The 18,898-nt window shown below is 67.6% G+C and carries 18 protein-coding genes; 14 read left to right on the forward strand and 4 right to left on the reverse strand.

What is annotated here, in order from left to right; all coding sequences use genetic code 11:
- The first annotated feature begins 15 nt into the window (after positions 1-15).
- The 8 genes from ilvD to DOE79_RS19595 all read left to right on the forward strand — a co-directional run bounded on the left by ilvD (position 16) and on the right by DOE79_RS19595 (position 8,540).
- The gene (gene ilvD / locus DOE79_RS19560) at positions 16-1,710 is read left to right on the forward strand and encodes a dihydroxy-acid dehydratase (RefSeq protein ID WP_120339926.1); all 1,695 of its coding nucleotides are present in this window, start codon (positions 16-18) and stop codon (positions 1,708-1,710) included.
- Between the two features lie 38 nt (positions 1,711-1,748).
- Entirely contained in the window at positions 1,749-3,590 is a 1,842-nt protein-coding gene (locus DOE79_RS19565; RefSeq protein ID WP_120339927.1) for an acetolactate synthase large subunit, read from the forward strand.
- A 2-nt stretch (positions 3,591-3,592) separates the two neighbouring features.
- Complete coding sequence (ilvN, locus tag DOE79_RS19570; protein ID WP_066596435.1) at positions 3,593-4,102, forward strand: acetolactate synthase small subunit; 510 nt, start codon at positions 3,593-3,595, stop codon at positions 4,100-4,102.
- 41 nt (positions 4,103-4,143) lie between these two features.
- Positions 4,144-5,172, forward strand: a complete 1,029-nt coding sequence (ilvC, locus tag DOE79_RS19575; protein ID WP_120339928.1) for a ketol-acid reductoisomerase — start codon at positions 4,144-4,146, stop codon at positions 5,170-5,172.
- Positions 5,173-5,486: 314 nt separating this feature from the next.
- Positions 5,487-6,212, forward strand: coding sequence for a DUF998 domain-containing protein (locus DOE79_RS19580; RefSeq protein WP_120339929.1), 726 nt, complete (start codon positions 5,487-5,489; stop codon positions 6,210-6,212).
- Between the two features lie 269 nt (positions 6,213-6,481).
- Complete coding sequence (locus DOE79_RS19585; protein WP_120339930.1) at positions 6,482-7,537, forward strand: zinc-dependent alcohol dehydrogenase family protein; 1,056 nt, start codon at positions 6,482-6,484, stop codon at positions 7,535-7,537.
- A gap of 101 nt (positions 7,538-7,638) precedes the next feature.
- Positions 7,639-8,175 carry a DNA polymerase III subunit gamma/tau gene (locus tag DOE79_RS19590; RefSeq protein ID WP_120339931.1) on the forward strand — a complete coding sequence of 179 codons (537 nt, stop codon included), beginning with the start codon at positions 7,639-7,641 and terminating at the stop codon, positions 8,173-8,175.
- Positions 8,175-8,540 (forward strand): bacitracin resistance protein, encoded by a 366-nt coding sequence (locus DOE79_RS19595; protein WP_120339932.1) that lies wholly within the window; start codon positions 8,175-8,177, stop codon positions 8,538-8,540. Before DOE79_RS19590 ends, DOE79_RS19595 begins: the two co-directional genes overlap by 1 nt.
- A gap of 20 nt (positions 8,541-8,560) precedes the next feature.
- Here the strand turns inward: DOE79_RS19595 and DOE79_RS19600 are convergent, their stop codons facing one another.
- Positions 8,561-8,962: a DoxX family protein gene (locus DOE79_RS19600; RefSeq protein WP_245977029.1), complete on the reverse strand. Its 402-nt coding sequence runs from the start codon at positions 8,960-8,962 to the stop codon at positions 8,561-8,563.
- A gap of 97 nt (positions 8,963-9,059) precedes the next feature.
- Here DOE79_RS19600 and serA point away from each other — a divergent pair, with 97 nt between their 5' ends.
- On the forward strand, positions 9,060-10,652 hold the full coding sequence (gene serA / locus DOE79_RS19605) for a phosphoglycerate dehydrogenase (RefSeq protein ID WP_120339934.1): 1,593 nt from the start codon (positions 9,060-9,062) through the stop codon (positions 10,650-10,652).
- An 89-nt stretch (positions 10,653-10,741) separates the two neighbouring features.
- Here the strand turns inward: serA and DOE79_RS19610 are convergent, their stop codons facing one another.
- Entirely contained in the window at positions 10,742-10,993 is a 252-nt protein-coding gene (locus DOE79_RS19610; RefSeq protein ID WP_066596422.1) for a DUF6458 family protein, read from the reverse strand.
- Between the two features lie 172 nt (positions 10,994-11,165).
- On the opposite strand from DOE79_RS19610, the gene DOE79_RS19615 reads away from it, so the two are divergent.
- Genes DOE79_RS19615 through DOE79_RS19625 form a run of 3 tightly spaced genes read left to right on the forward strand, consistent with a single transcriptional unit; the run spans position 11,166 to position 14,219 of the window.
- Positions 11,166-12,266 carry a 3-isopropylmalate dehydrogenase gene (locus DOE79_RS19615; protein WP_120339935.1) on the forward strand — a complete coding sequence of 367 codons (1,101 nt, stop codon included), beginning with the start codon at positions 11,166-11,168 and terminating at the stop codon, positions 12,264-12,266.
- Positions 12,267-12,297: 31 nt separating this feature from the next.
- Positions 12,298-13,446 carry a branched-chain amino acid aminotransferase gene (locus DOE79_RS19620; protein ID WP_120339936.1) on the forward strand — a complete coding sequence of 383 codons (1,149 nt, stop codon included), beginning with the start codon at positions 12,298-12,300 and terminating at the stop codon, positions 13,444-13,446.
- Complete coding sequence (locus tag DOE79_RS19625) at positions 13,443-14,219, forward strand: fumarylacetoacetate hydrolase family protein (RefSeq protein ID WP_120339937.1); 777 nt, start codon at positions 13,443-13,445, stop codon at positions 14,217-14,219. Before DOE79_RS19620 ends, DOE79_RS19625 begins: the two co-directional genes overlap by 4 nt.
- Before the next feature lie 79 nt (positions 14,220-14,298).
- On the opposite strand, the gene DOE79_RS19630 is transcribed toward DOE79_RS19625, so the two are convergent.
- On the reverse strand, positions 14,299-14,883 hold the full coding sequence (locus DOE79_RS19630; RefSeq protein WP_120339938.1) for a TetR/AcrR family transcriptional regulator: 585 nt from the start codon (positions 14,881-14,883) through the stop codon (positions 14,299-14,301).
- 193 nt (positions 14,884-15,076) lie between these two features.
- Here DOE79_RS19630 and DOE79_RS19635 point away from each other — a divergent pair, with 193 nt between their 5' ends.
- Positions 15,077-16,102, forward strand: coding sequence for an NADP-dependent oxidoreductase (locus tag DOE79_RS19635; protein ID WP_120339939.1), 1,026 nt, complete (start codon positions 15,077-15,079; stop codon positions 16,100-16,102).
- A 62-nt stretch (positions 16,103-16,164) separates the two neighbouring features.
- Positions 16,165-16,869, forward strand: coding sequence for a type 1 glutamine amidotransferase domain-containing protein (locus DOE79_RS19640; RefSeq protein WP_120339940.1), 705 nt, complete (start codon positions 16,165-16,167; stop codon positions 16,867-16,869).
- A 205-nt stretch (positions 16,870-17,074) separates the two neighbouring features.
- Here the strand turns inward: DOE79_RS19640 and DOE79_RS19645 are convergent, their stop codons facing one another.
- Positions 17,075-18,763, reverse strand: coding sequence for an HNH endonuclease signature motif containing protein (locus DOE79_RS19645; RefSeq protein ID WP_120339941.1), 1,689 nt, complete (start codon positions 18,761-18,763; stop codon positions 17,075-17,077).
- Between the last annotated feature and the right edge of the window lie 135 nt (positions 18,764-18,898).

Below are 18,898 nucleotides of genomic sequence, written 5' to 3' on the forward strand. Positions count from 1 at the left end.
TTCTAGACTCGCTTCATGCCTGAGTTCGACATGAAGCCCCGTAGCCGCGACGTCACCGACGGAATCGAAGCCACCACCTCCCGCGGCATGCTCCGCGCGGTGGGAATGGGCGACGCCGACTGGGACAAGCCCCAGATCGGGATCGCCAGCTCGTGGAACGAGATCACCCCGTGCAACCTCTCGCTGGACCGCCTGGCGCAGGCGTCCAAGGAGGGCGTGCACTCCGGCGGCGGTTACCCGCTGCAGTTCGGCACCATCTCCGTCTCCGACGGCATCTCGATGGGCCACGAGGGCATGCACTTCTCGCTGGTCTCCCGTGAGGTCATCGCCGACTCCGTCGAGGTCGTCATGCAGGCCGAGCGCCTCGACGGCTCCGTGCTGCTGGCCGGTTGCGACAAGTCACTGCCCGGGATGCTCATGGCCGCGGCCAGGCTCGACCTCGCGAGCGTCTTCCTCTACGCCGGGTCCATCGCACCCGGCTGGGTGAAGCTCTCCGACGGCACCGAAAAAGACATCACCATCATCGACTCCTTCGAAGCCGTCGGCGCCGTCAAGGCCGGCCGTATGAGCGTCGAGGACGCCAAGCGCATCGAGTGCGCCTTCGCGCCCGGCGAGGGCGCCTGCGGCGGCATGTACACCGCCAACACCATGGCCAGCGTCGCCGAGGCCCTGGGCATGAGCCTGCCCGGCTCCGCCTCGCCCGCCTCCGCGGACCGCCGCCGCGACTACTACGCGCACCGCTCCGGTGAGGCCGTCGTCAACCTGCTGCGCCTGGGCATCACCACCAGGGACATCCTCACCAAGAAGGCGTTCGAGAACGCCATCGCCGTGGCAATGGCCTTCGGCGGCTCCACCAACGTGGTGCTGCACCTGCTTGCCATCGCCCAGGAGGCCGAGGTCGAGCTCACCCTCGACGACTTCAACCGCATCGGCGACAAGGTTCCGCACATCGGCGACCTCAAGCCCTTCGGCAAGTTCGTGATGAACGACGTCGACCGTCACGGCGGCGTGCCCGTCGTCATGCGCGCGTTGCTCGAGGCCGGCCTGCTCCACGGCGACGCGCTCACCGTGACCGGCAAGACCGTCGCCGAGAACCTCGCCGAGATCGACCCGCCCGCACTGGACGGCACGGTGCTGCGCACCCTCGACAACCCCATCCACGCCTCCGGCGGCATCACCATCCTCAAGGGCTCGATGGCCCCTGAGGGCGCCGTCGTGAAGACCGCCGGCTTCGACAGCGACATCTTCGAGGGCCCCGCCCGGGTGTTCGAGCGTGAGCGCTCGGCCATGGACGCGCTCACCAACGGCGAGATCCTCAAGGGCGACGTCGTCATCATCCGCTACGAAGGACCCAAGGGCGGCCCGGGCATGCGCGAGATGCTCTCGATCACCGCGGCCATCAAGGGCGCCGGGCTCGGAGCCGATGTACTACTATTGACTGATGGTCGATTCTCAGGCGGCACAACCGGACTGTGTATCGGCCATATAGCACCCGAAGCGGTGGACGCAGGTCCGATCGCCTTCGTGCGCGATGGTGATCTGATACGGGTCGATATCGCAGCTCGCTCGCTCGACCTACTTGTCGACGCTGAAGAGCTCGCCGCCCGCCGAGAAGGCTGGGCCCCGCTTCCTCCCCGTTACACCCGTGGCGTCCTCGCCAAGTACTCCAAGCTCGTGCAGTCGGCGGCCCTCGGAGCGACCACGGGCTGATCGACACCATCCGTCACCGACTTAGGGATTTGCCTCTCATGACCACGGAACCTTCGCCCGTGCCGACACCCTCCTTTCCGACGCCATCCGGTCCTGCGTCCGGCGCCACGACGGCGCCGGACGGCGTGACCGAGCCCGAGATCCTCACCGGATCCGGCGCGATCCTGCGCACCCTCAAGCTGCTCGGCGTCACCGACGTCTTCGGCCTGCCGGGCGGCGCCGTCATCCCGCTCTACGACGAGCTGATGAACCAGGACGACATCCGTCACATCCTGGTACGCCACGAACAGGGCGCCGGTCATGCCGCCGAGGGCTACGCGTCCTCGAGCAACCGGGTCGGGGTGGCCATCGCCACCTCGGGCCCCGGCGCGACCAACCTGGTCACGGCCATCGCCGACGCCTACATGGACTCGGTGCCGCTCCTGGCCATCACCGGCCAGGTCTTCTCCACGCTGATGGGCACGGATGCCTTCCAGGAGGCCGACATCGTGGGCATCACGATGCCGATCACCAAGCACTCCTTCCTCGTGAAGCGGCCCGAAGACATCCCCGCCGCCATCGCCTCTGCGTTCCTGATCTGCAACACGGGACGCCCCGGCCCGGTGCTGGTGGACATCACCAAGGACGCCCAGCAGCTGAGCGCCCCGTTCATCTGGCCGCCCAAGCTCGACCTGCCCGGCTACCGGCCGATCACCAAGGCGCACGGCAAGCAGGTGCAGGCCGCTGCGGCGCTCCTGGCCGGTGCCGAGAAGCCCGTGTTCTACGTGGGCGGCGGTGTCATCCGCGCCAAGGCCTCGCCCGAACTGCTCGAGTTGGCCGAACTCACCGGCACGCCCGTCGTCACCACCCTGATGGCCCGTGGCGCGTTCCCGGATTCACACAAGCAGCACCTGGGCATGCCCGGAATGCACGGCACCGTCGCGGCGGTCCTCGCCCTGCAGGAATCCGACCTGATCATCGCCCTCGGTGCCCGCTTCGACGACCGGGTGACCGGTAAGGCCAGCGAGTTCGCGCCGAACGCCACCATCGTGCACGTCGACGTCGACCCGGCGGAGATCGGCAAGATCCGCGCCGCCGACGTGCCCATCGTGGGTGACGCCAAGGACGTGATCGCTGACCTCACGGTGGCCTACCGCGATGCGATCACGACGACCACGCCCGACATCACCGAGTGGTGGACGTACCTCAACGGTCTCCGCGAGAAGTTCCCGCTCGGCTACAGCGAACCCGCCGACGGCCTGCTCGCCCCGCAGTACGTGATCAAGCGCATCGGCGAACTGACCGGACCGGAGGGCGTCTACGCCGCCGGCGTCGGCCAGCACCAGATGTGGGCCGCACAGTTCATCAAGTACGAACGCCCCAACTCCTGGCTCAACTCCGGCGGCGCCGGCACCATGGGCTACTCGGTTCCCGCCGCCATGGGCGCCAAGGTCGCCGAACCCGACCGCGTGGTCTGGTCGATCGACGGTGACGGCTGCTTCCAGATGACCAATCAGGAGCTCGCCACCTGCACGATCAACAACATCCCGATCAAGGTGGCGATCATCAACAACTCGTCCCTCGGCATGGTGCGCCAGTGGCAGTCGCTGTTCTACGACGGCAGGCACTCGTTCACCGACCTCAACACCGGTCACGGCACCGCGATGGTGCCGGACTTTGTGAAGATGGCCGACGCGTACGGCGCCCTGGGCATCCGGGTCACCAGCGCCGACCAGGTCGACGACGCCATCAAGCTCGCCCTGGCCACCAACGACCGCCCGGTCGTGATCGACTTCATCGTCAGCCGGGACGCCATGGTCTGGCCGATGGTGCCGCAGGGTGTCAGCAACAGCTTTGTGCAGTACGCCAAGGACCACGCACCCACCTGGGAAGAGGAGTAACAATGAGCACCCACGTTCTCAGCCTCCTCGTCGAGGACAAGCCCGGCCTGCTCACGCGCGTCGCCGGCCTGTTCGCCCGGCGCGGCTTCAACATCGAGAGCCTCGCCGTCGGCCACAGCGAGATCCCCGGCCTGTCGCGCATCACGATCCTCGTCGACGTCGAAGACGCCCCGCTCGAGCAGGTGACCAAGCAGCTCAACAAGCTGATCAACGTCATCAAGATCGTCGAGCTCGACCCGACGCAGTCCGTGCAGCGCGAGCACCTGCTCGTCAAGGTGCGGGCGGACAACACCACCCGCTCCCAGGTGCTGGAGGCCGTCACCCTGTTCCGGGCCCGCGTCGTCGACGTGTCGACGGATGCCGTCGTCATCGAGGTGACCGGAGACTCCGGCAAGACCCAGGCGTTCCTGCGGGTGCTCGAGCCCTACGGCATCAAGGAGATCGCCCAGTCGGGTCTGCTCGCCATCGGTCGGGGATCCAAGTCGATCACCGAACGCGTCTTCAAGAACTAACCAGCTTCAATTACTGACCAACAACCAAGGAGAACACCACATTGTCTGAAATCTTCTACGACAAAGACGCCGACCTGTCCATCATCCAGGGCAAGAAGGTCGCCGTCATCGGCTACGGCTCGCAGGGCCACGCCCACGCGCAGAACCTCCGCGACTCCGGCGTCGAGGTCGTCATCGGACTCAAGGAGGGCTCGAAGTCGCGTGCCAAGGCCGAAGAGGTCGGCTTCACCGTGAAGACCGCCGCCGAGGCATCCGCCTGGGCTGACGTCATCGTGGTCCTCGCTCCCGACCAGGTGCAGCGTCACCTGTACAAGGACGACATCCTCCCCAACCTTGCCGAGGGCAAGGCCCTCGTCTTCGGACACGGCTTCAACATCCGTTTCGGCTACATCGAGGCGCCCGCGGGCGTCGACGTGGTCATGGTCGCCCCCAAGGGCCCCGGACACACCGTGCGTCGCGAATTCGAGGCCGGCCGTGGCGTTCCCGTCATCGTCGCCGTCGAGAAGGATGCTTCGGGCAACGCCTGGCCGCTCACCCTCAGCTACGCCAAGGCGATCGGTGGCCTGCGTGCCGCCGGCATCAAGACCACCTTCACCGAAGAGACCGAGACCGACCTGTTCGGCGAGCAGGCCGTTCTCTGCGGTGGCGCGTCGCAGCTGATCCAGTACGGCTTTGAGGTTCTCACCGAGGCCGGCTACCAGCCGCAGGTCGCCTACTTCGAGGTGCTGCACGAGCTCAAGCTCATCGTCGACCTGATGTGGGAGGGCGGCATCGCCAAGCAGCGTTGGAGCGTCTCCGACACCGCTGAGTACGGCGACTACGTCTCCGGCCCGCGCGTCATCGACCCGAGCGTCAAGGAGAACATGAAGGCCGTTCTCGCCGACATCCAGAACGGTGCATTCGCCGAGCGTTTCATCAACGACCAGGACGCCGGAGCTCCCGAGTTCCTGGCCCTGCGCAAGAAGGGCGAAGAGCACCCGATCGAGGCCACCGGCCGCGAGCTGCGCAAGCTCTTCGCGTGGAACGCCTCGAACGACGACGACTACGTCGACGGCGAAGCCGCCCGCTAGTCAGAACCCGTTTCACCGAAGGGGCCGGTCATTCGACCGGCCCCTTCGGCGTACCAGGGCTCGGCCAGGCTGCGGATGCGGGCGACGTGCCGCGTGCTGCCCTACGGACGCTCCGAAAGGGCATCAACCGGCAACTCAGCGAGGGGCCCGTTCGTGACTTGCCGCTTCCTGCCCTCTCGGGAGCGTCGAGGGGGCATCAACTGGCAACTGGGCGCGGGACTCTGCAGCGTCTCGCCGCCGGGTGTGGATCCGCAACGCGGAGACGCCTGGGCGGCACATCGAGAGCCGCCCAGGCGGCCCGTTAGGCTTCCGGAGTGAGTACGCACAACCCTGAGGTCGACCAGGTGCGGGACGGACCCGCCGACAGACCCGCCGACGGCCCCGCCGAGAGACCCGCCGGCCGCCCCGCGCGGGCCTCCCGCTCCACCCGGATCCTGGCGACACTCGCCCTCGCCGGCGCTGTGCTCTATGTGCTGGTCGACATCGTCCTGCAGTCGCTCCCGCCGCACTACAGCGTCGTCTCGGAGGCCGAGAGCAACCTCGCCGTCGGCCCGTACGGCTGGGTGATGAACCTGAACTTCCTGGCCAGGGGCGTGGTCACGGTCTGCGCCGTCGCCGCGCTGGCCAGGTTCGCACCGCGCAGCCGGCTGCAGCGGTGCGGCCTGGTGCTGATGCTCATCGCCGGCGCCTGCTCTGCCGCTCTGGCCTTCCTCCCCACCGACATCCCGAGCATCGATGCGCCCGGGCTTGCGCCGACCACCGCCCTCGGCGCGGCGCATCTCGCCGTGGCGGTTGTGGGTTTTGTCACTGCTCTGGTCGGCTTCGTCCTTCTCACCGTCTGGCTGCGGGGGAGTGACCGGCTGAGAGCGGCGTATCCGGCTGCCGCCATCCTCACGGGTGTGGCCCTCAGCGGACTGCTCTGGCTGGGTGCCGCGGCCACGCTCGCGCCCGGTCTGATCGGCCTGGCCGAGCGGCTGTGCCTGGCCGGCGTGCTCGGCTGGGTGATCGCGGTCGCCGCGGTCATCCGCCGCCGCAGCTGACCAGCCCCGACTCGCCCGATTCCGCTCCTGCGGAGGGCCCAGCGACTGGCGAAACCGGGCCACCGAGGACGCGCGCAGACGAGACTGGCCCGAATTTGCTAGTGCAAGGATGGTTCCGACTAGCGAAACCGGGCCACCCATCACACTGCGAGTTGAGGCTGGCCCGAATCCGCTAGTGCGAAGGGGCTGTCGACTAGCGAAACCGGGCAAGTCAAGACGCCGGGGCGGGGGTACCATGGCGCGCATCCGTGAGGCAAAGGAGCGTCATCGTGAAAGCACTCGTCTACGACGGCCCCGGTCAGAAGACCTGGACCGACCGGCCCGACCCGCGCATCCTGCGGCCCACCGACGCCATCGTGCGCATCGACACCACCACCATCTGCGGCACCGACCTGCACATCCTCAAGGGCGACGTGCCCGCGGTCGAGCCCGGACGCATCCTGGGCCACGAGGGCGTGGGAACTGTCGTGGAGACCGGCGACTCGGTGGAGTCCATCTCGGTGGGCCAGCGGGTGCTGATCTCCTGCATCAAGTCCTGCGGCCACTGTGCCAACTGCAAGATCGGCCTGTACTCGCACTGCCTGGGCGACGAGGGCCGGTCGGGAATCGGCTGGGTCTTCGGCCACCTCATCGACGGCACCCAGGCCGAGTTCGTGCGGGTGCCCTACGCCGACAATTCGCTCTACCCGCTGCCGGACTCTGTGACCGATGCCGAGGCCGTGATGCTCTCCGACATCCTCCCCACCGGATTCGAGATCGGCGTGCAGTACGGTCAGGTGGCCCCCGGTGACGTCGTCGCCGTGATCGGTGCCGGCCCGGTGGGTCTGGCTGCCATCGCAACCGCCGGGCTCTACGGCGCCGGTGCCATCGTGGCCATCGACCTCGACGAGAACCGGCTCGAGCAGGCCCGGCACTTCGGCGCCACCCATACCGTGCGTTCCGGGCGGCCCGAGTGGCGTGACGAGGTGCTCGCCGTCACCGACGGAGCGGGCGTCGACGTGGCCATCGAGGCCGTCGGGGTGCCGGACACGTTCACCATGGCGACCGAGATCGTGCGGCCCGGCGGTCACGTGGCCAACGTGGGGGTGCATGGCAAGCCGGTGCCGCTGCACGTGGAAAACCTCTGGATCCAGAACATCAGCATCAGCATGGGGCTCGTGAACACCAACACCACGCCGATGCTGCTCAAGCTCGTTGCCCAGCACAAGATCCCCGCCGATCGCCTCGCCACCCACCGGTTCACCTTCGACCAGGTCTTGGATGCCTACGACACCTTCTCCCGGGCCGCCGAGACGCATGCGCTCAAGGTGCTGATCAGCCGCTGAGCGGCCGGAGACATTTCGGAGATATTCCGGAGATATTACGGGCCGTAAGGACGGCACGATTTCTGCCTCGGCCCGCCGGTCCGGCTCTATAGGCTGGACACATGACTTCTTCACGGGATGACGATGCACTCGGCTGGGCCGGCGACGACGATCCCACGCTCGTCTCCGGAGGCGCCGCCGCGGCCGAGCGCACTCCTGCCTCGACAGCCGATACGACTGCAGCGGATGTGCCCGCCGACCGCGACTCTGCCACCCTGGACACCGCCATCCCGGACACCGACCTGCCCGAGGGGTGGGCGGTCACCGGCTCGCCCGGCGGCTACGTCGACGTTCCGGAGGAGCCCGCCTCCCTGTCGTCCCCGGCCCTGATCGGCCTGGGCATCCTCGCCGGCATCTACCTGCTGTACACGATCGGCTGGTTCATCGGTGTCGGACGCCTGACCAGCGGACTGACCGATCCGCTCGGCCAGTTCATGTTCTCGCTCGGCACCTGGCTGGCCATCGCGGCGCCGGCCGTGTGGTTCGCCTCCTCGTACTGGCTCACCCGCGGCAAGCCGAGGCTGCGCTGGACCTGGCTCATCCTGGGCGCCGTACTACTGGCCCCGTTGCCCTTCATCGCCGGAACCGGGGGACTCTGATGAGCACCGACAAGACACTCGACAACGCATCCGGCACCCGGGTGCGGCGCACGCCGGCCTGGCTCTCGGCCACTATCGCCATCGTGTTCGGCCTCTTCTACGCCTACAGCGCGTGGTCCGGGCTCGGCAACCTGCTCGGCCTCAACAACGCCGCGCAGCTGCTGGACACCAGCCTGAGCGGATTCGGCTGGGGTCTGCTGCTCACGGGTGTCCTCGCGCCGGTCGTGGTGTTCGGCATCGCCTTCTGGCTCGGTCGCCGCCGGGAGGCCGGTCCGCAGGCCCTCATGCTGCTGGCCGGGCTGTGCCTGGTCTCTGCGCTCTCCCTGGACATCTTCGTGTTCGGGCTCGGCAGCCTGATCGTCTAACACGCCGCAGAGCGGCGCCGTCAGCCGACGAGGCTCACGGCGAGCACCAGAGCGATCAGCACCAGCTGGCCGAGCAGCCGCGGAACGAACGGGATGGCCACGGCGCCGAAGCGTTCCTTGTACCGTGCCGCGTAGGCGTTCGCCGGGAACACGGCGACCAGGAACACGGCCAGGGCGACACCTGACGTAACACGGGTGGCCTCCAGGAGAAGTCCGACGCCGCCGAGAATTTCGCACACACCGGTGATCAGCACGAGGTTGCGTGGGGACCACAGGCCCCGCCAGCGCAGTCGTGGCGGGATCATGGCGGTCATCGTGCGTTGCACCGAGGGCACAAAATGGCTGATCCCCGCCACGACGAAGACCACCGCCAGGATGACCCTCAGCACGGTTAGGACGTTGGTCATGGACTCGGGGCTCATCGCTCTATTCTGCAGCCAGTAAAGTGTTGTGGTATCTGGCGCCCCAAGATCGTGGCGCGAGCTTCCCTCGCCTGACGCTTTCTAAGGATCTGTTTTCGTGTCGAAGCCCGTTGTACTAATCGCCGAAGAACTCTCGCCCGCCACCGTCGATGCCCTCGGGCCCGACTTCGACGTTGTCAACGTCGATGGCACCGACCGTGCCGCCCTGCTCTCCGCGCTGGCCTCCGCCAACGCCATCCTGGTGCGCTCCGCCACCAAGGTCGACGCCGAGGCTCTCGCCGCCGCGCCGCACCTGCAGGTCATCGCTCGCGCCGGCGTCGGACTCGACAACGTCGACATCAAGGCCGCCACCGCGGCCGGCGTCATGGTGGTCAATGCGCCCACCTCCAACATCATCTCGGCCGCCGAACTGACCGTCGGCCACATCCTCAGCCTGGCCCGCCACATCCCGCCGGCTCACGGCGCCCTCGCCCAGGGGCAGTGGAAGCGCTCCAAGTACACCGGCATCGAGCTCTACGAGAAGACCGTCGGCATCATCGGCCTGGGCCGTATCGGCGCCCTCGTCGCGGCTCGCCTGCAGGCCTTCGGTGTGAACATCATCGCCTTCGACCCGTACATCACCTCGGCTCGCGCCCAGCAGCTCGGCGTGCACCCGGTGACCCTGGACGAACTGCTCGAGCAGTCCGACTTCGTCACCATCCACATGCCCAAGACGCCGGAGACCACGGGCATGATCAGCGCTGCGCAGCTGAAGCTCATGAAGCCCACCGCCTACGTCGTCAACGTCGCCCGCGGTGGACTCATCGACGAAGCCGACCTGTACACGGCGCTCGTCGACGGCACCATCGCCGGAGCCGGCCTGGACGTCTTCGTCAATGAGCCGCCGACCGGCTCGCCGCTGCTCGGACTCGACAACCTGATCAGCACCCCGCACCTGGGCGCGTCCACCGACGAGGCCCAGGAGAAGGCCGGCGTCTCCGTCGCCAAGTCCGTGCGCCTCGCGCTGTCCGGCGAGCTGGTGCCCGACGCGGTCAACGTCGCCGGCGGCGTCATCGACCCCACCGTGCGTCCCGGTATCCCGCTGGTCGAGAAGCTCGGCCAGGTCTTCTCGGGACTGGCCGCCCACAGCCCGCTCACCAGCGTGGACATCGAGGTGCGCGGCGAGATCGTCGAATTCGACGTCTCGGTGCTCAAGCTTGCCGCACTCAAGGGCATCTTCACCAACGTGGTCAGCGAGACGGTCTCTTACGTCAACGCGCCGCTGCTCGCCGAGCAGCGCGGAGTGAGCGTGCGCCTCATCACCGACGCCGAGTCGCCCGAATACCGCAACCTCATCACGCTGCGCGGCGCCCTCGCCGACGGCTCGCAGGTCTCGGTCTCCGGCACCCTGGTGGGCACCAAGCAGATCGAGAAGATCGTCGAGGTCAACGGTTACGACGTCGAGGTGCCGTTCGCCGAGCACCTCATCGTCATGCTCTACACCGACCGCCCCGGAATCGTCGCCGTGTACGGCCGCGAATTCGGCGAGGCCGAGATCAACATCGCGGGCATGCAGATCGCCCGTCACGAGGCCGGCGGCGAGGCGCTCAGCGTTCTGACGGTCGACTCGCCCGTCCCCGCCGCGTTGATCGCGTCGCTCCGCGAGGCGATCGCGGCTGACGTCATGGTCGCGATCGACATCACCGAGTAACCAGCCCGTCGCCTCACGAGGCGCAGCACGTACGAAAAAAGCCCCGGATGCGCATCCGGGGCTTTTTTCACGTGCTGTAACGAAACGGGTCAGACGTCGTCGATCGACCGTTCCTGCTGCACGGTGCGTTCCCCGCTGACGGGGTCGACGGCGCTGCGGGTGGTGCTGATGCTGCTGCGTCGGCGGGTGAGCAACACCAGGCCGAGCACGAAGATGAGCGCGCCCGCGCCCATCAGGATGTACCCGACGAGGTCGAGGTCGACCCAGTCGACCTGGATGTTGAGGGCCCACACCAGGATGGCGCCGACGACGAACAGGAAGATTCCCAATCCGATACTCATGGTGAACTGCTTTCTTCGGTGATGGCACATGCGCGTCGGCGACGCGCACGGTCAGGGTCCTCCAGCATAGACACCCGAAAGCGGGCAGTAGGGTTGATTTGCAGGGTATCTCTACGTCAAATTCGTGTCACTATCGCCAGCCCACCGGCTGCCTCACCGTAATCGGAGCCGCATGTCCCGCTCAGTCAAGCTCGCAGTCATCGCCGGAGACGGCATCGGCCCCGAGGTCGTCGCCGAAGCCCTCAAGGTGCTTGACGCCGTGACCCAGGCCGAGCCCGTGGACTTCGATCTCACGCACTTCTCGCTCGGCGCCACCCGCTTCCTCGAGACCGGCGACGTGCTGACCGACGACGATCTGGCCGCGATCAGCGCGCACGACGCCATCCTGCTCGGCGCCGTCGGGGGAGTGCCCGGCGACCCCCGGCTCAAGAACGCCAACATCGAGCGCGGGCTCCTGCTCAAACTGCGCTTCTCGCTCGACCACTACGTCAACCTGCGCCCGAGCGTGCTCTTCCCCGGTGTGCCCAGCCCGCTGGGAGACCCCGGCGAGGTGGATTTCGTCGTCGTGCGTGAGGGCACCGAGGGCCCGTATGTGGGCAACGGCGGCGCCATCCGCCAGGGCACCCCGCACGAGGTGGCCAATGAGGTGTCCGTCAACACGGCCTTCGGCGTCGAGCGGGTCGTGCGATACGCGTTCGAGGTGGCCAAGAACCGGCCGCGCAAGCGCCTCACCCTGGTGCACAAGACCAACGTGCTGGTCTTCTCCGGCAGCCTCTGGCAGCGCATTGTCACCGAGGTCGGCGCCGAATACCCCGACGTGGCCGTCGATTACCTGCATGTCGATGCGGCGACGATCTTCCTCGTCACAAATCCGGGTAGATTTGATGTCATCGTCACGGACAACCTCTTCGGCGACATTCTCACTGACCTGGCAGCGGCAATCAGCGGCGGCATCGGCCTGGCGGCATCCGGAAATATCAACCCGGACGGCCGTTTCCCCAGCATGTTCGAGCCGGTACACGGCTCGGCACCCGACATCGCGGGCCGGCAGTTGGCCGATCCCACGGCGGCGATCCTCTCGGTCGCGCTCCTGCTCAACCACCTTGGGCTCCAGGATGCGGCGGCTCGGGTGAGCGCGGCCGTCACGGCCGACATCGTGGCCCGCAGCGCCAACACGGGCAGTGTCGACACCGGCAGCGCCGCCTCGGGTTCACGATCCACCAGCGCCGTCGGCGATGCCATCGTGGCCCGCCTCACCGGCACGTCCGCTTAATCGCATTCCCGTCTACTCACAAGGGACTCCCATGAGCCAGCAGAGCACCACCTTCCCCCTCGAATTCGAACTGACCCCGTCTGAGACGGCCCGATCCAGCGCCGAGCGCGAGACGATCCTCTCCGACCCGGGTTTCGGCAAGCACTTCACCGACCACATGGTCACGATCGACTGGACCGTCGAGGCCGGCTGGCAGAACGCTCGGGTCACCCCGTACGGTCCGCTGCTGCTCGACCCGGCCTCCTCGGTGCTGCACTACGGCCAGGAGATCTTCGAGGGCATGAAGGCCTACCGCCACGCGGACGGTTCCATCTGGACCTTCCGGCCGGAGAAGAACGCTGAACGCCTGCAGAGCTCCGCTCGCCGGCTCGCGTTGCCCGAGCTGCCTGTGGCCGACTTCATCGAGTCGATCAAGCAGATGATCGCCGTCGATGGCGCCTGGGTGCCCAACGCTCCGGAGGCCAGCCTGTACCTGCGCCCGTTCATGATCGCGAACGAGAGCTTCCTCGGGGTGCGGGCCGCGCACAAGGTGGGCTACTACGTCATCGCCAGCCCGGCCGGAGCCTACTTCACCGACGGCGTCGCCCCGGTGAGCATCTGGCTTTCCACTGAGTACTCCCGCGCCGGCCGCGGTGGCACCGGTGCCGCAAAATGCGGCGGCAACTACGCCGCCTCACTGCTGCCCCAGCGTGAGGCCTACGACAACGGTTGCGCCCAGGTACTCTTCCTCGACGGCGAGACCGGCACGCACATCGACGAGCTCGGCGGCATGAACGTGTTCTTCGTGCACGGCACCGACACCCTCGTCACCCCGCGCCTGACCGGCACGATCCTCGAGGGTGTCACCCGCGACAGCATCATGCAGCTCGCCCGGGACCGCGGCATGACCGTTGAGGAGCGGGACGTGACCGTGGACGAGTGGCGCGACGGTGTCGCATCCGGTGAGATCACCGAGGTGTTCGCCTGCGGAACGGCCGCCGTGGTCACGCCCATCGCCCAGCTCAAGGGCGTCGGCTTCGAGATCGGGTCGGCCGATGCTCCGGCCGGGGAGATCACCATGGCGCTGCGCCAGGAACTCACCGACATTCAGTACGGCCGCCTGCCCGACCGGCACGGTTGGCTGATGCGGCTGGATGCTGCGCCGGCAGATGCAGCGACCGAAACTGAGGTGACCGCGTGAAGATCGCACGGTTCAGCCACGCCGGCACCATCGCGTTCGGCATCATCGACGATGACGAACTCGTCGTGCTCACCGGCGACCCCATGTTCGCCGGTTACAACCCCACCGGCCAGCGCCTTCCTCTGGTGGATGTGGCCCTGCTCGCTCCCGTGATCCCGCGGTCCAAGGTCGTCGGCCTCGCCGGCGCCTACTTCGCCGATGCCGTGGAGAAAGCCGCCGCGCAGGACGGCGGGGCCGTCGAGCCGCGCTTCTTCCTCAAGCCCAACACCACAGTCGTTGGCCCGAACGACCCCATCGTGTTGCCCGCGCAGTCCGACGACGTGCGCGTGGAGGGTGAACTGGCCATTGTGATCGGCCGGGTCGCCAAGAACCTCAGCGTGGCCGATGCGGCCGGGGCCATCTTCGGTTATACCATCGCCAACGACGTCACAGCGGTCGACGTGCAAGCGCTGGAGGGGGACGGTGCCCGGGCCAAGAGCTTCGACTCGTTCTGCCCGCTCGGCCCGGTGATCGATACCGAGTTCGACCCGGAGAGCGCCCACATCAACGGGCGGGTGAACGAGACGGTCTTCGAGAACAGTGACGTGTCACTGCTCGCATTCTCGATGGCCGAGATCGTGGCATCCGTGTCCAGCGCCTTCACCCTGCTGCCCGGAGACGTGATTCTTACCGGCTCACCGAGCGCCGCCCAGCGAGTGACGCACGGCGACAGCGTGAGCATCGAGATCCCGGGTCTCGGCGTGCTGACCAACCCGGTGCGAAGCGCGGCCTAGCCGTCCGCGTACGGCAACTGTTGCCACAGCGGACGAGTGCGCCCGGCGCACCGGGCGCACTTGTCCGGACGAGGAACAGTTAGAGCGGGAACCAGGCGCGCACCTGGTCGGCGGCCGTGGAGAGCAGCGCGGCCGATTCGGTGGCGTTGACCCGGGCCAGGAGCATGGCGCTCATGGAGAGGGACGCAAGAGTGCGCACCCGTTCCTCCGCGCGGTCGGCCGGGCTTCCGGCGCCGGCCAGCGCATGGCCGAGGGCGGCGGCGAGGTCGGTGCGGTACCCCTCCACGACCTCGCGGGCCGGTTCGTCGTGGGTGGCGAGGCCCGTGGCGCAGTTGACCAGAAGGCATCCGCGGCGGGGGGAGTCCAGCGGCAGAGCGGCGATGGCCTCCCGCAGCCTGTCGAAGTAGGCCAGCAGGGCGTCGCGACCTGCATCCGGTGCCTCAAGGACGCTCAGGCGCGGGCGGATGACGGTGTCCCGATAGTCGGCGACCGCGGCGTCGAAGAGCCCGCGTTTGCTGCCGAAGGCGTGGTACAGGCTCGACCGGTTGAGCCCCGTGGCTGTCTCGAGGTCGGCCAGCGAGGCACCCTCGTAGCCGAGGTCCCAGAAGACGTCGCGGGCGGATTGCACGACCGTCGTGCTGTCGAACGTCTGGAGCCGTCCCATGAGCTGCCTGCCTTCCGCCCGCGGACGTCTGGTCCGGGTGTTTCGCGGTTTCGCTCCGCGGGTGTTCCTGTGAATGTTCTGTACTGCTCGTTTCACTATAACCGATAGCCCGGCTATAGTAAAACGATCGGTGCAGAAAACGAGCGGCGCCTCAAGCGCCCGGCACCCACCACGAACAGTTAGGACGTTTCGCATGACGACAGCCACCAGTACCCAGATCCAGCTCGCAGCCCGGCCGACCGGCTGGCCCACCGACGCGGACTTCAGCACAGCCGTCGTCGAGCTACCCGAGTTGACCGCCGGTCAGGTGCGCGTCGTCAACGACTTCATCTCGGTCGACCCGTACATGCGCGGCCGCATGAACGACGTCAAGTCCTACATCCCGCCGTTCGTGCTCGGTGAGACCATGGGCGGCGGCGCCGTCGGCCACGTCGTGGCGTCCACCGTCGAGTCCGTGCCCGTCGGCAGCCTCGTCGTGCACCAGTACGGCTGGCGCGATGTCGTGCAGGAGGACGCCGCCGGCTTCCGTGTCGTTCCCGAGATCCCGAACGTTCCGGCATCCGCCTATCTCGGTGTGCTCGGCATGACGGCACTGACCGCCTATGTGGGCCTGCTCGAGGTCGCCAAGTTCAAGGAAGGCGACACCGTTTTCGTCTCCGGTGCCGCAGGCGCCGTGGGCAGCATGGTGGGCCAGATCGCCCGGCTCAAGGGTGCCGCTCGCGTCATCGGCTCCGCCGGAACCGACGAGAAGGTGGCCCTGCTCACCGAGAAGTACGGCTTCGACGCCGCGTTCAACTACAAGACCGGTGACATCGCCGCGCAGCTGGCCGAGGCCGCACCCGAGGGCATCGACGTGTACTTCGACAACGTCGGCGGCGACCACCTCAGCGCCGCGCTCGGTGCTTTCAAGGACGGCGGCCGCGCGGCACTCTGCGGTGCCATCTCACAGATGAACCGCACGGATGGCCCCACCGGCGTGCAGAACATGGTCAACATCGTCACCCGCGGGCTCACCCTCACCGGCTTCACGGTCGGCAACTACCTGCAGCACTTCCCGGCCTTCACCGAGCAGATGGGCACCTGGTTCGCAGCCGGCGACATCGTCTTCGACGAGACCGTCGTCGACGGAATCGAGAACGCGGTCGACGCGTTCCTGGGCATGCTCCGCGGCGAGAACACCGGCAAGATGGTCGTCAAGACCTCCGTCGCCGCCAACTGACCGGCCGCGGCCCACCGGCCGCCCCGGCATCCGTTTCACTGAATCCGACTCTTGGAGAGAATATGACTTCCGTACTTTTTGTCGTCAGCGCCGCTGACCACTGGACCCTCAACGACGGTTCGCTGCACCCCACCGGCTACTGGGCCGAAGAGCTAGCCGAACCGCACCGCCTGTTCACCGAGGCCGGCTGGTCGATCACTATTGCCACGCCGCAGGGCGCTGCTCCCACGGTGGACCTGGGCAGCCTGGCCGCCGGCGCGACCGGTAGTGACGAGCGCTCCGCCGAGCTGCGCAGCTACCTCGAATCCCTGCCCGCGTTGCAGAGCCCGAACTCGCTCGACGACGTGACGGTGTCCGACTACGACGTGGTCTTCTACCCCGGCGGCCACGGCCCCATGGAAGACCTCGCTGTCGACGCGACCAGTGGTCAGATCATGACGGATGCCATCAGCTCCGGCAAGATCCTCGGCGTGCTCTGCCACGCCCCGGCGGCACTGTTGGCCTCGGTCGACGCCGACGGCACCTGGCCGTTCCTGGGCTACCGCATGACCGGTTTCACCGACGCCGAGGAGGCCCTGGGCGGACTCGCACCGAAGGCCAAGTGGCTCGTGCAGGCGCGTCTGGTCGAACTGGGTGCCGACTTCGTCGAGGGTGCGTCCTTCGGGGAGCACATCGAAATCGACCGCAACCTCTACACGGGCCAGAACCCGGCGTCGTCGGTCAAGCTCGCCACGGCGATCATCGACGCGGTGGCCGCCCAGAAGTAGTGGCGCCCGCGCGGTTCGCGCTGAGCAGTTCGCACTGAGCAGTTCGCATTGCGCAGTTCGCACCGAGCAGTTCGCACTGCGCACGACGCATCACCCAGTCTCGCGAAAGCGGTCCTGTGGTCACCTCCCGGATCCGGAGGCGACCGTGGGGCCGCTTTCGTGCGTTCCCGCTCTCATTTCCACCTTCAGACCTTCAGTGCCCACGCTAGAACGGTGGGTTTTCGGGGACGGGCGCCGTGGGGCGGCGCGTGGGTTGGTGTCGGGGCTGTAGGTAGCTGTCGTCGGCGGGGCGGGTCCGGGTTTTCGGGCCGGTGGTCGGCGGCAGGGGCCGGGGTGGTGCCACGGGGTTGGCGGGGTCGGTGCGGTAGCTGCGTTGTCCGGGCGAGGTCCAGAGCAGGATTCCACCGGGCTCCTGGGTGACCCGCCACCGGGACAGGTGCTTGAGCCGGTGGTGGGCTTCACAGAGGTGCGCGAGGTTGTCGCTGTCGGTGGTGCCGCCGCCGGCCCAGGGGTCGGTGTGGTCGACGTCGCTCTTGACGGCGGGGCGGGAGCAGCCGGGAAAACGGCAGGTTTCATCGCGCATCCGCAGCCATTTGCCCATGGCTTTGGTCTTCTTGTACTGGGTTTTGCCCAGGGAAAGCACCACCCCGGACTCCGGGTGGGTCAGCAGCCGGGTGAAGCCTGGTGCGTTCCCGGCGATCTCGCGGGCGGTTTCGGGGGAGATCGGTCCGTAGCCTTCGAGGGTGGCGGGTTCATCGTCCAGGCCCAGGAGGGTGAGGACGGGAACGGTGATCATGACCTTGCCGCGGATTCCGACGCCCATCCCGTCAGGGGTGACGCCGTCCAACAAAAGGGCGCGGGTGATGTCGGCGCGCAACTGGTCGAGCGTGCGCCGCTTCTCCTCCTCGTCCCTCATCGCGGCCGTGCCCAACCCGAAGCCCGTGCCGGCACCCGGGCCGAAGCTCTCGCCAGCTCCGGCGGCTGCTGTCGCTGTCGCCTCCGCCGCGGTCGAGGCGTCGGTCTTCTTCAGCCGCACGGCCATCGAGTCGATGCGGTCGAAGGCGGCTTTGGTGTCGTGGGCGGTGCCGTACCAGTGCAGCCAGCCCATCCCGTCGGGTGCGGCCTCCCAGTAACTGCGGCGGTCGGCGAAAGCGTTCCTGTTACGGATCGCGATCGATTCCGGGTGCGTGCGTTCCCGCACCCGGCGGGCTCTGTCGTTGAAGCGGCCCACGGGTAGCTTCTTCGCGGCCGGGAGGACCGCTTCCACGAACGCGGCCTGGTCTTCGTCCGGGAGGGTGCGCATCTGGTCCAGGAGCACGGTCGCGTGGCGGTAACTGATCTCACCGGCGGAGAGGGCCTGAAACGCGGCGGGGGTCGACAGCAACCACAGGGACTGGTCCAGCAGCCGTTCCACGGCCCGTTCGGCGAGCTTGAGCAGGCACGCGAGTTCGCTCACGATGGTGCGGCGGGCCACTTCCCCGTCCTCCCACCGTGAGTACGCGGCGGCGCGGGCTTGGTACGTGGTCATGGTCGCCGTGTTCCGGGCGGCCGCCCGGATGAGATCCGGGCTGCCGTGCAGGCGGGAAGACACCCGCGGATCCTCGCTCCACGTCTGCAGGTCGACCATATGCTCGGCCTGCCGGGCCTGGACCTGGGCGATCAGGCGGGCGTCGGCCGCGATGAGTTCGGTGCGTCGGGCGAGCTCCGTCTTCACGAACTCGTCCAAAGCTACATCGGGCACGTATTCGTCGGGCTCAGCCGCCTCGGCGTGCGGTGTCTGTGTGATCGGGTCGGTCGGGGTGATAGCGGTGGGGGTGATGCCGGGTGGAGCGGACTCCGGAGAGTAGTCGTCATCGTCCGGAGTGGGCGGTGGAGCCTGGTCTGGGCTACTCATAGTGAGATCGTCTCACCGACCACTGACATTCGAGCGACCCGCACACGCGCCTAGAGTGCCCATCCGCGAACTGTGACATAGGCCCCCACAACGCGACGGGTCGGTGCTTGAGTTACAGCTCGCGATTGGTGCGTA

The sequence above is a fragment of the Cryobacterium soli genome, assembly GCF_003611035.1.
Taxonomy (GTDB): domain Bacteria; phylum Actinomycetota; class Actinomycetes; order Actinomycetales; family Microbacteriaceae; genus Cryobacterium; species Cryobacterium soli.

Coding starts and splice junctions, on each gene's coding strand:
- ilvD (WP_120339926.1), top strand. CDS start 16: ATGCCTGAGTTCGACATGAAGCCCCGTAGCCGCGACGTCACCGACGGA.
- DOE79_RS19565 (WP_120339927.1), top strand. CDS start 1,749: ATGACCACGGAACCTTCGCCCGTGCCGACACCCTCCTTTCCGACGCCA.
- ilvN (WP_066596435.1), top strand. CDS start 3,593: ATGAGCACCCACGTTCTCAGCCTCCTCGTCGAGGACAAGCCCGGCCTG.
- DOE79_RS19590 (WP_120339931.1), top strand. CDS start 7,639: ATGACTTCTTCACGGGATGACGATGCACTCGGCTGGGCCGGCGACGAC.
- DOE79_RS19595 (WP_120339932.1), top strand. CDS start 8,175: ATGAGCACCGACAAGACACTCGACAACGCATCCGGCACCCGGGTGCGG.
- DOE79_RS19600 (WP_245977029.1), bottom strand. CDS start 8,962: ATGAGCCCCGAGTCCATGACCAACGTCCTAACCGTGCTGAGGGTCATC.
- DOE79_RS19610 (WP_066596422.1), bottom strand. CDS start 10,993: ATGAGTATCGGATTGGGAATCTTCCTGTTCGTCGTCGGCGCCATCCTG.
- DOE79_RS19615 (WP_120339935.1), top strand. CDS start 11,166: ATGTCCCGCTCAGTCAAGCTCGCAGTCATCGCCGGAGACGGCATCGGC.
- DOE79_RS19620 (WP_120339936.1), top strand. CDS start 12,298: ATGAGCCAGCAGAGCACCACCTTCCCCCTCGAATTCGAACTGACCCCG.
- DOE79_RS19630 (WP_120339938.1), bottom strand. CDS start 14,883: ATGGGACGGCTCCAGACGTTCGACAGCACGACGGTCGTGCAATCCGCC.
- DOE79_RS19635 (WP_120339939.1), top strand. CDS start 15,077: ATGACGACAGCCACCAGTACCCAGATCCAGCTCGCAGCCCGGCCGACC.
- DOE79_RS19640 (WP_120339940.1), top strand. CDS start 16,165: ATGACTTCCGTACTTTTTGTCGTCAGCGCCGCTGACCACTGGACCCTC.
- DOE79_RS19645 (WP_120339941.1), bottom strand. CDS start 18,763: ATGAGTAGCCCAGACCAGGCTCCACCGCCCACTCCGGACGATGACGAC.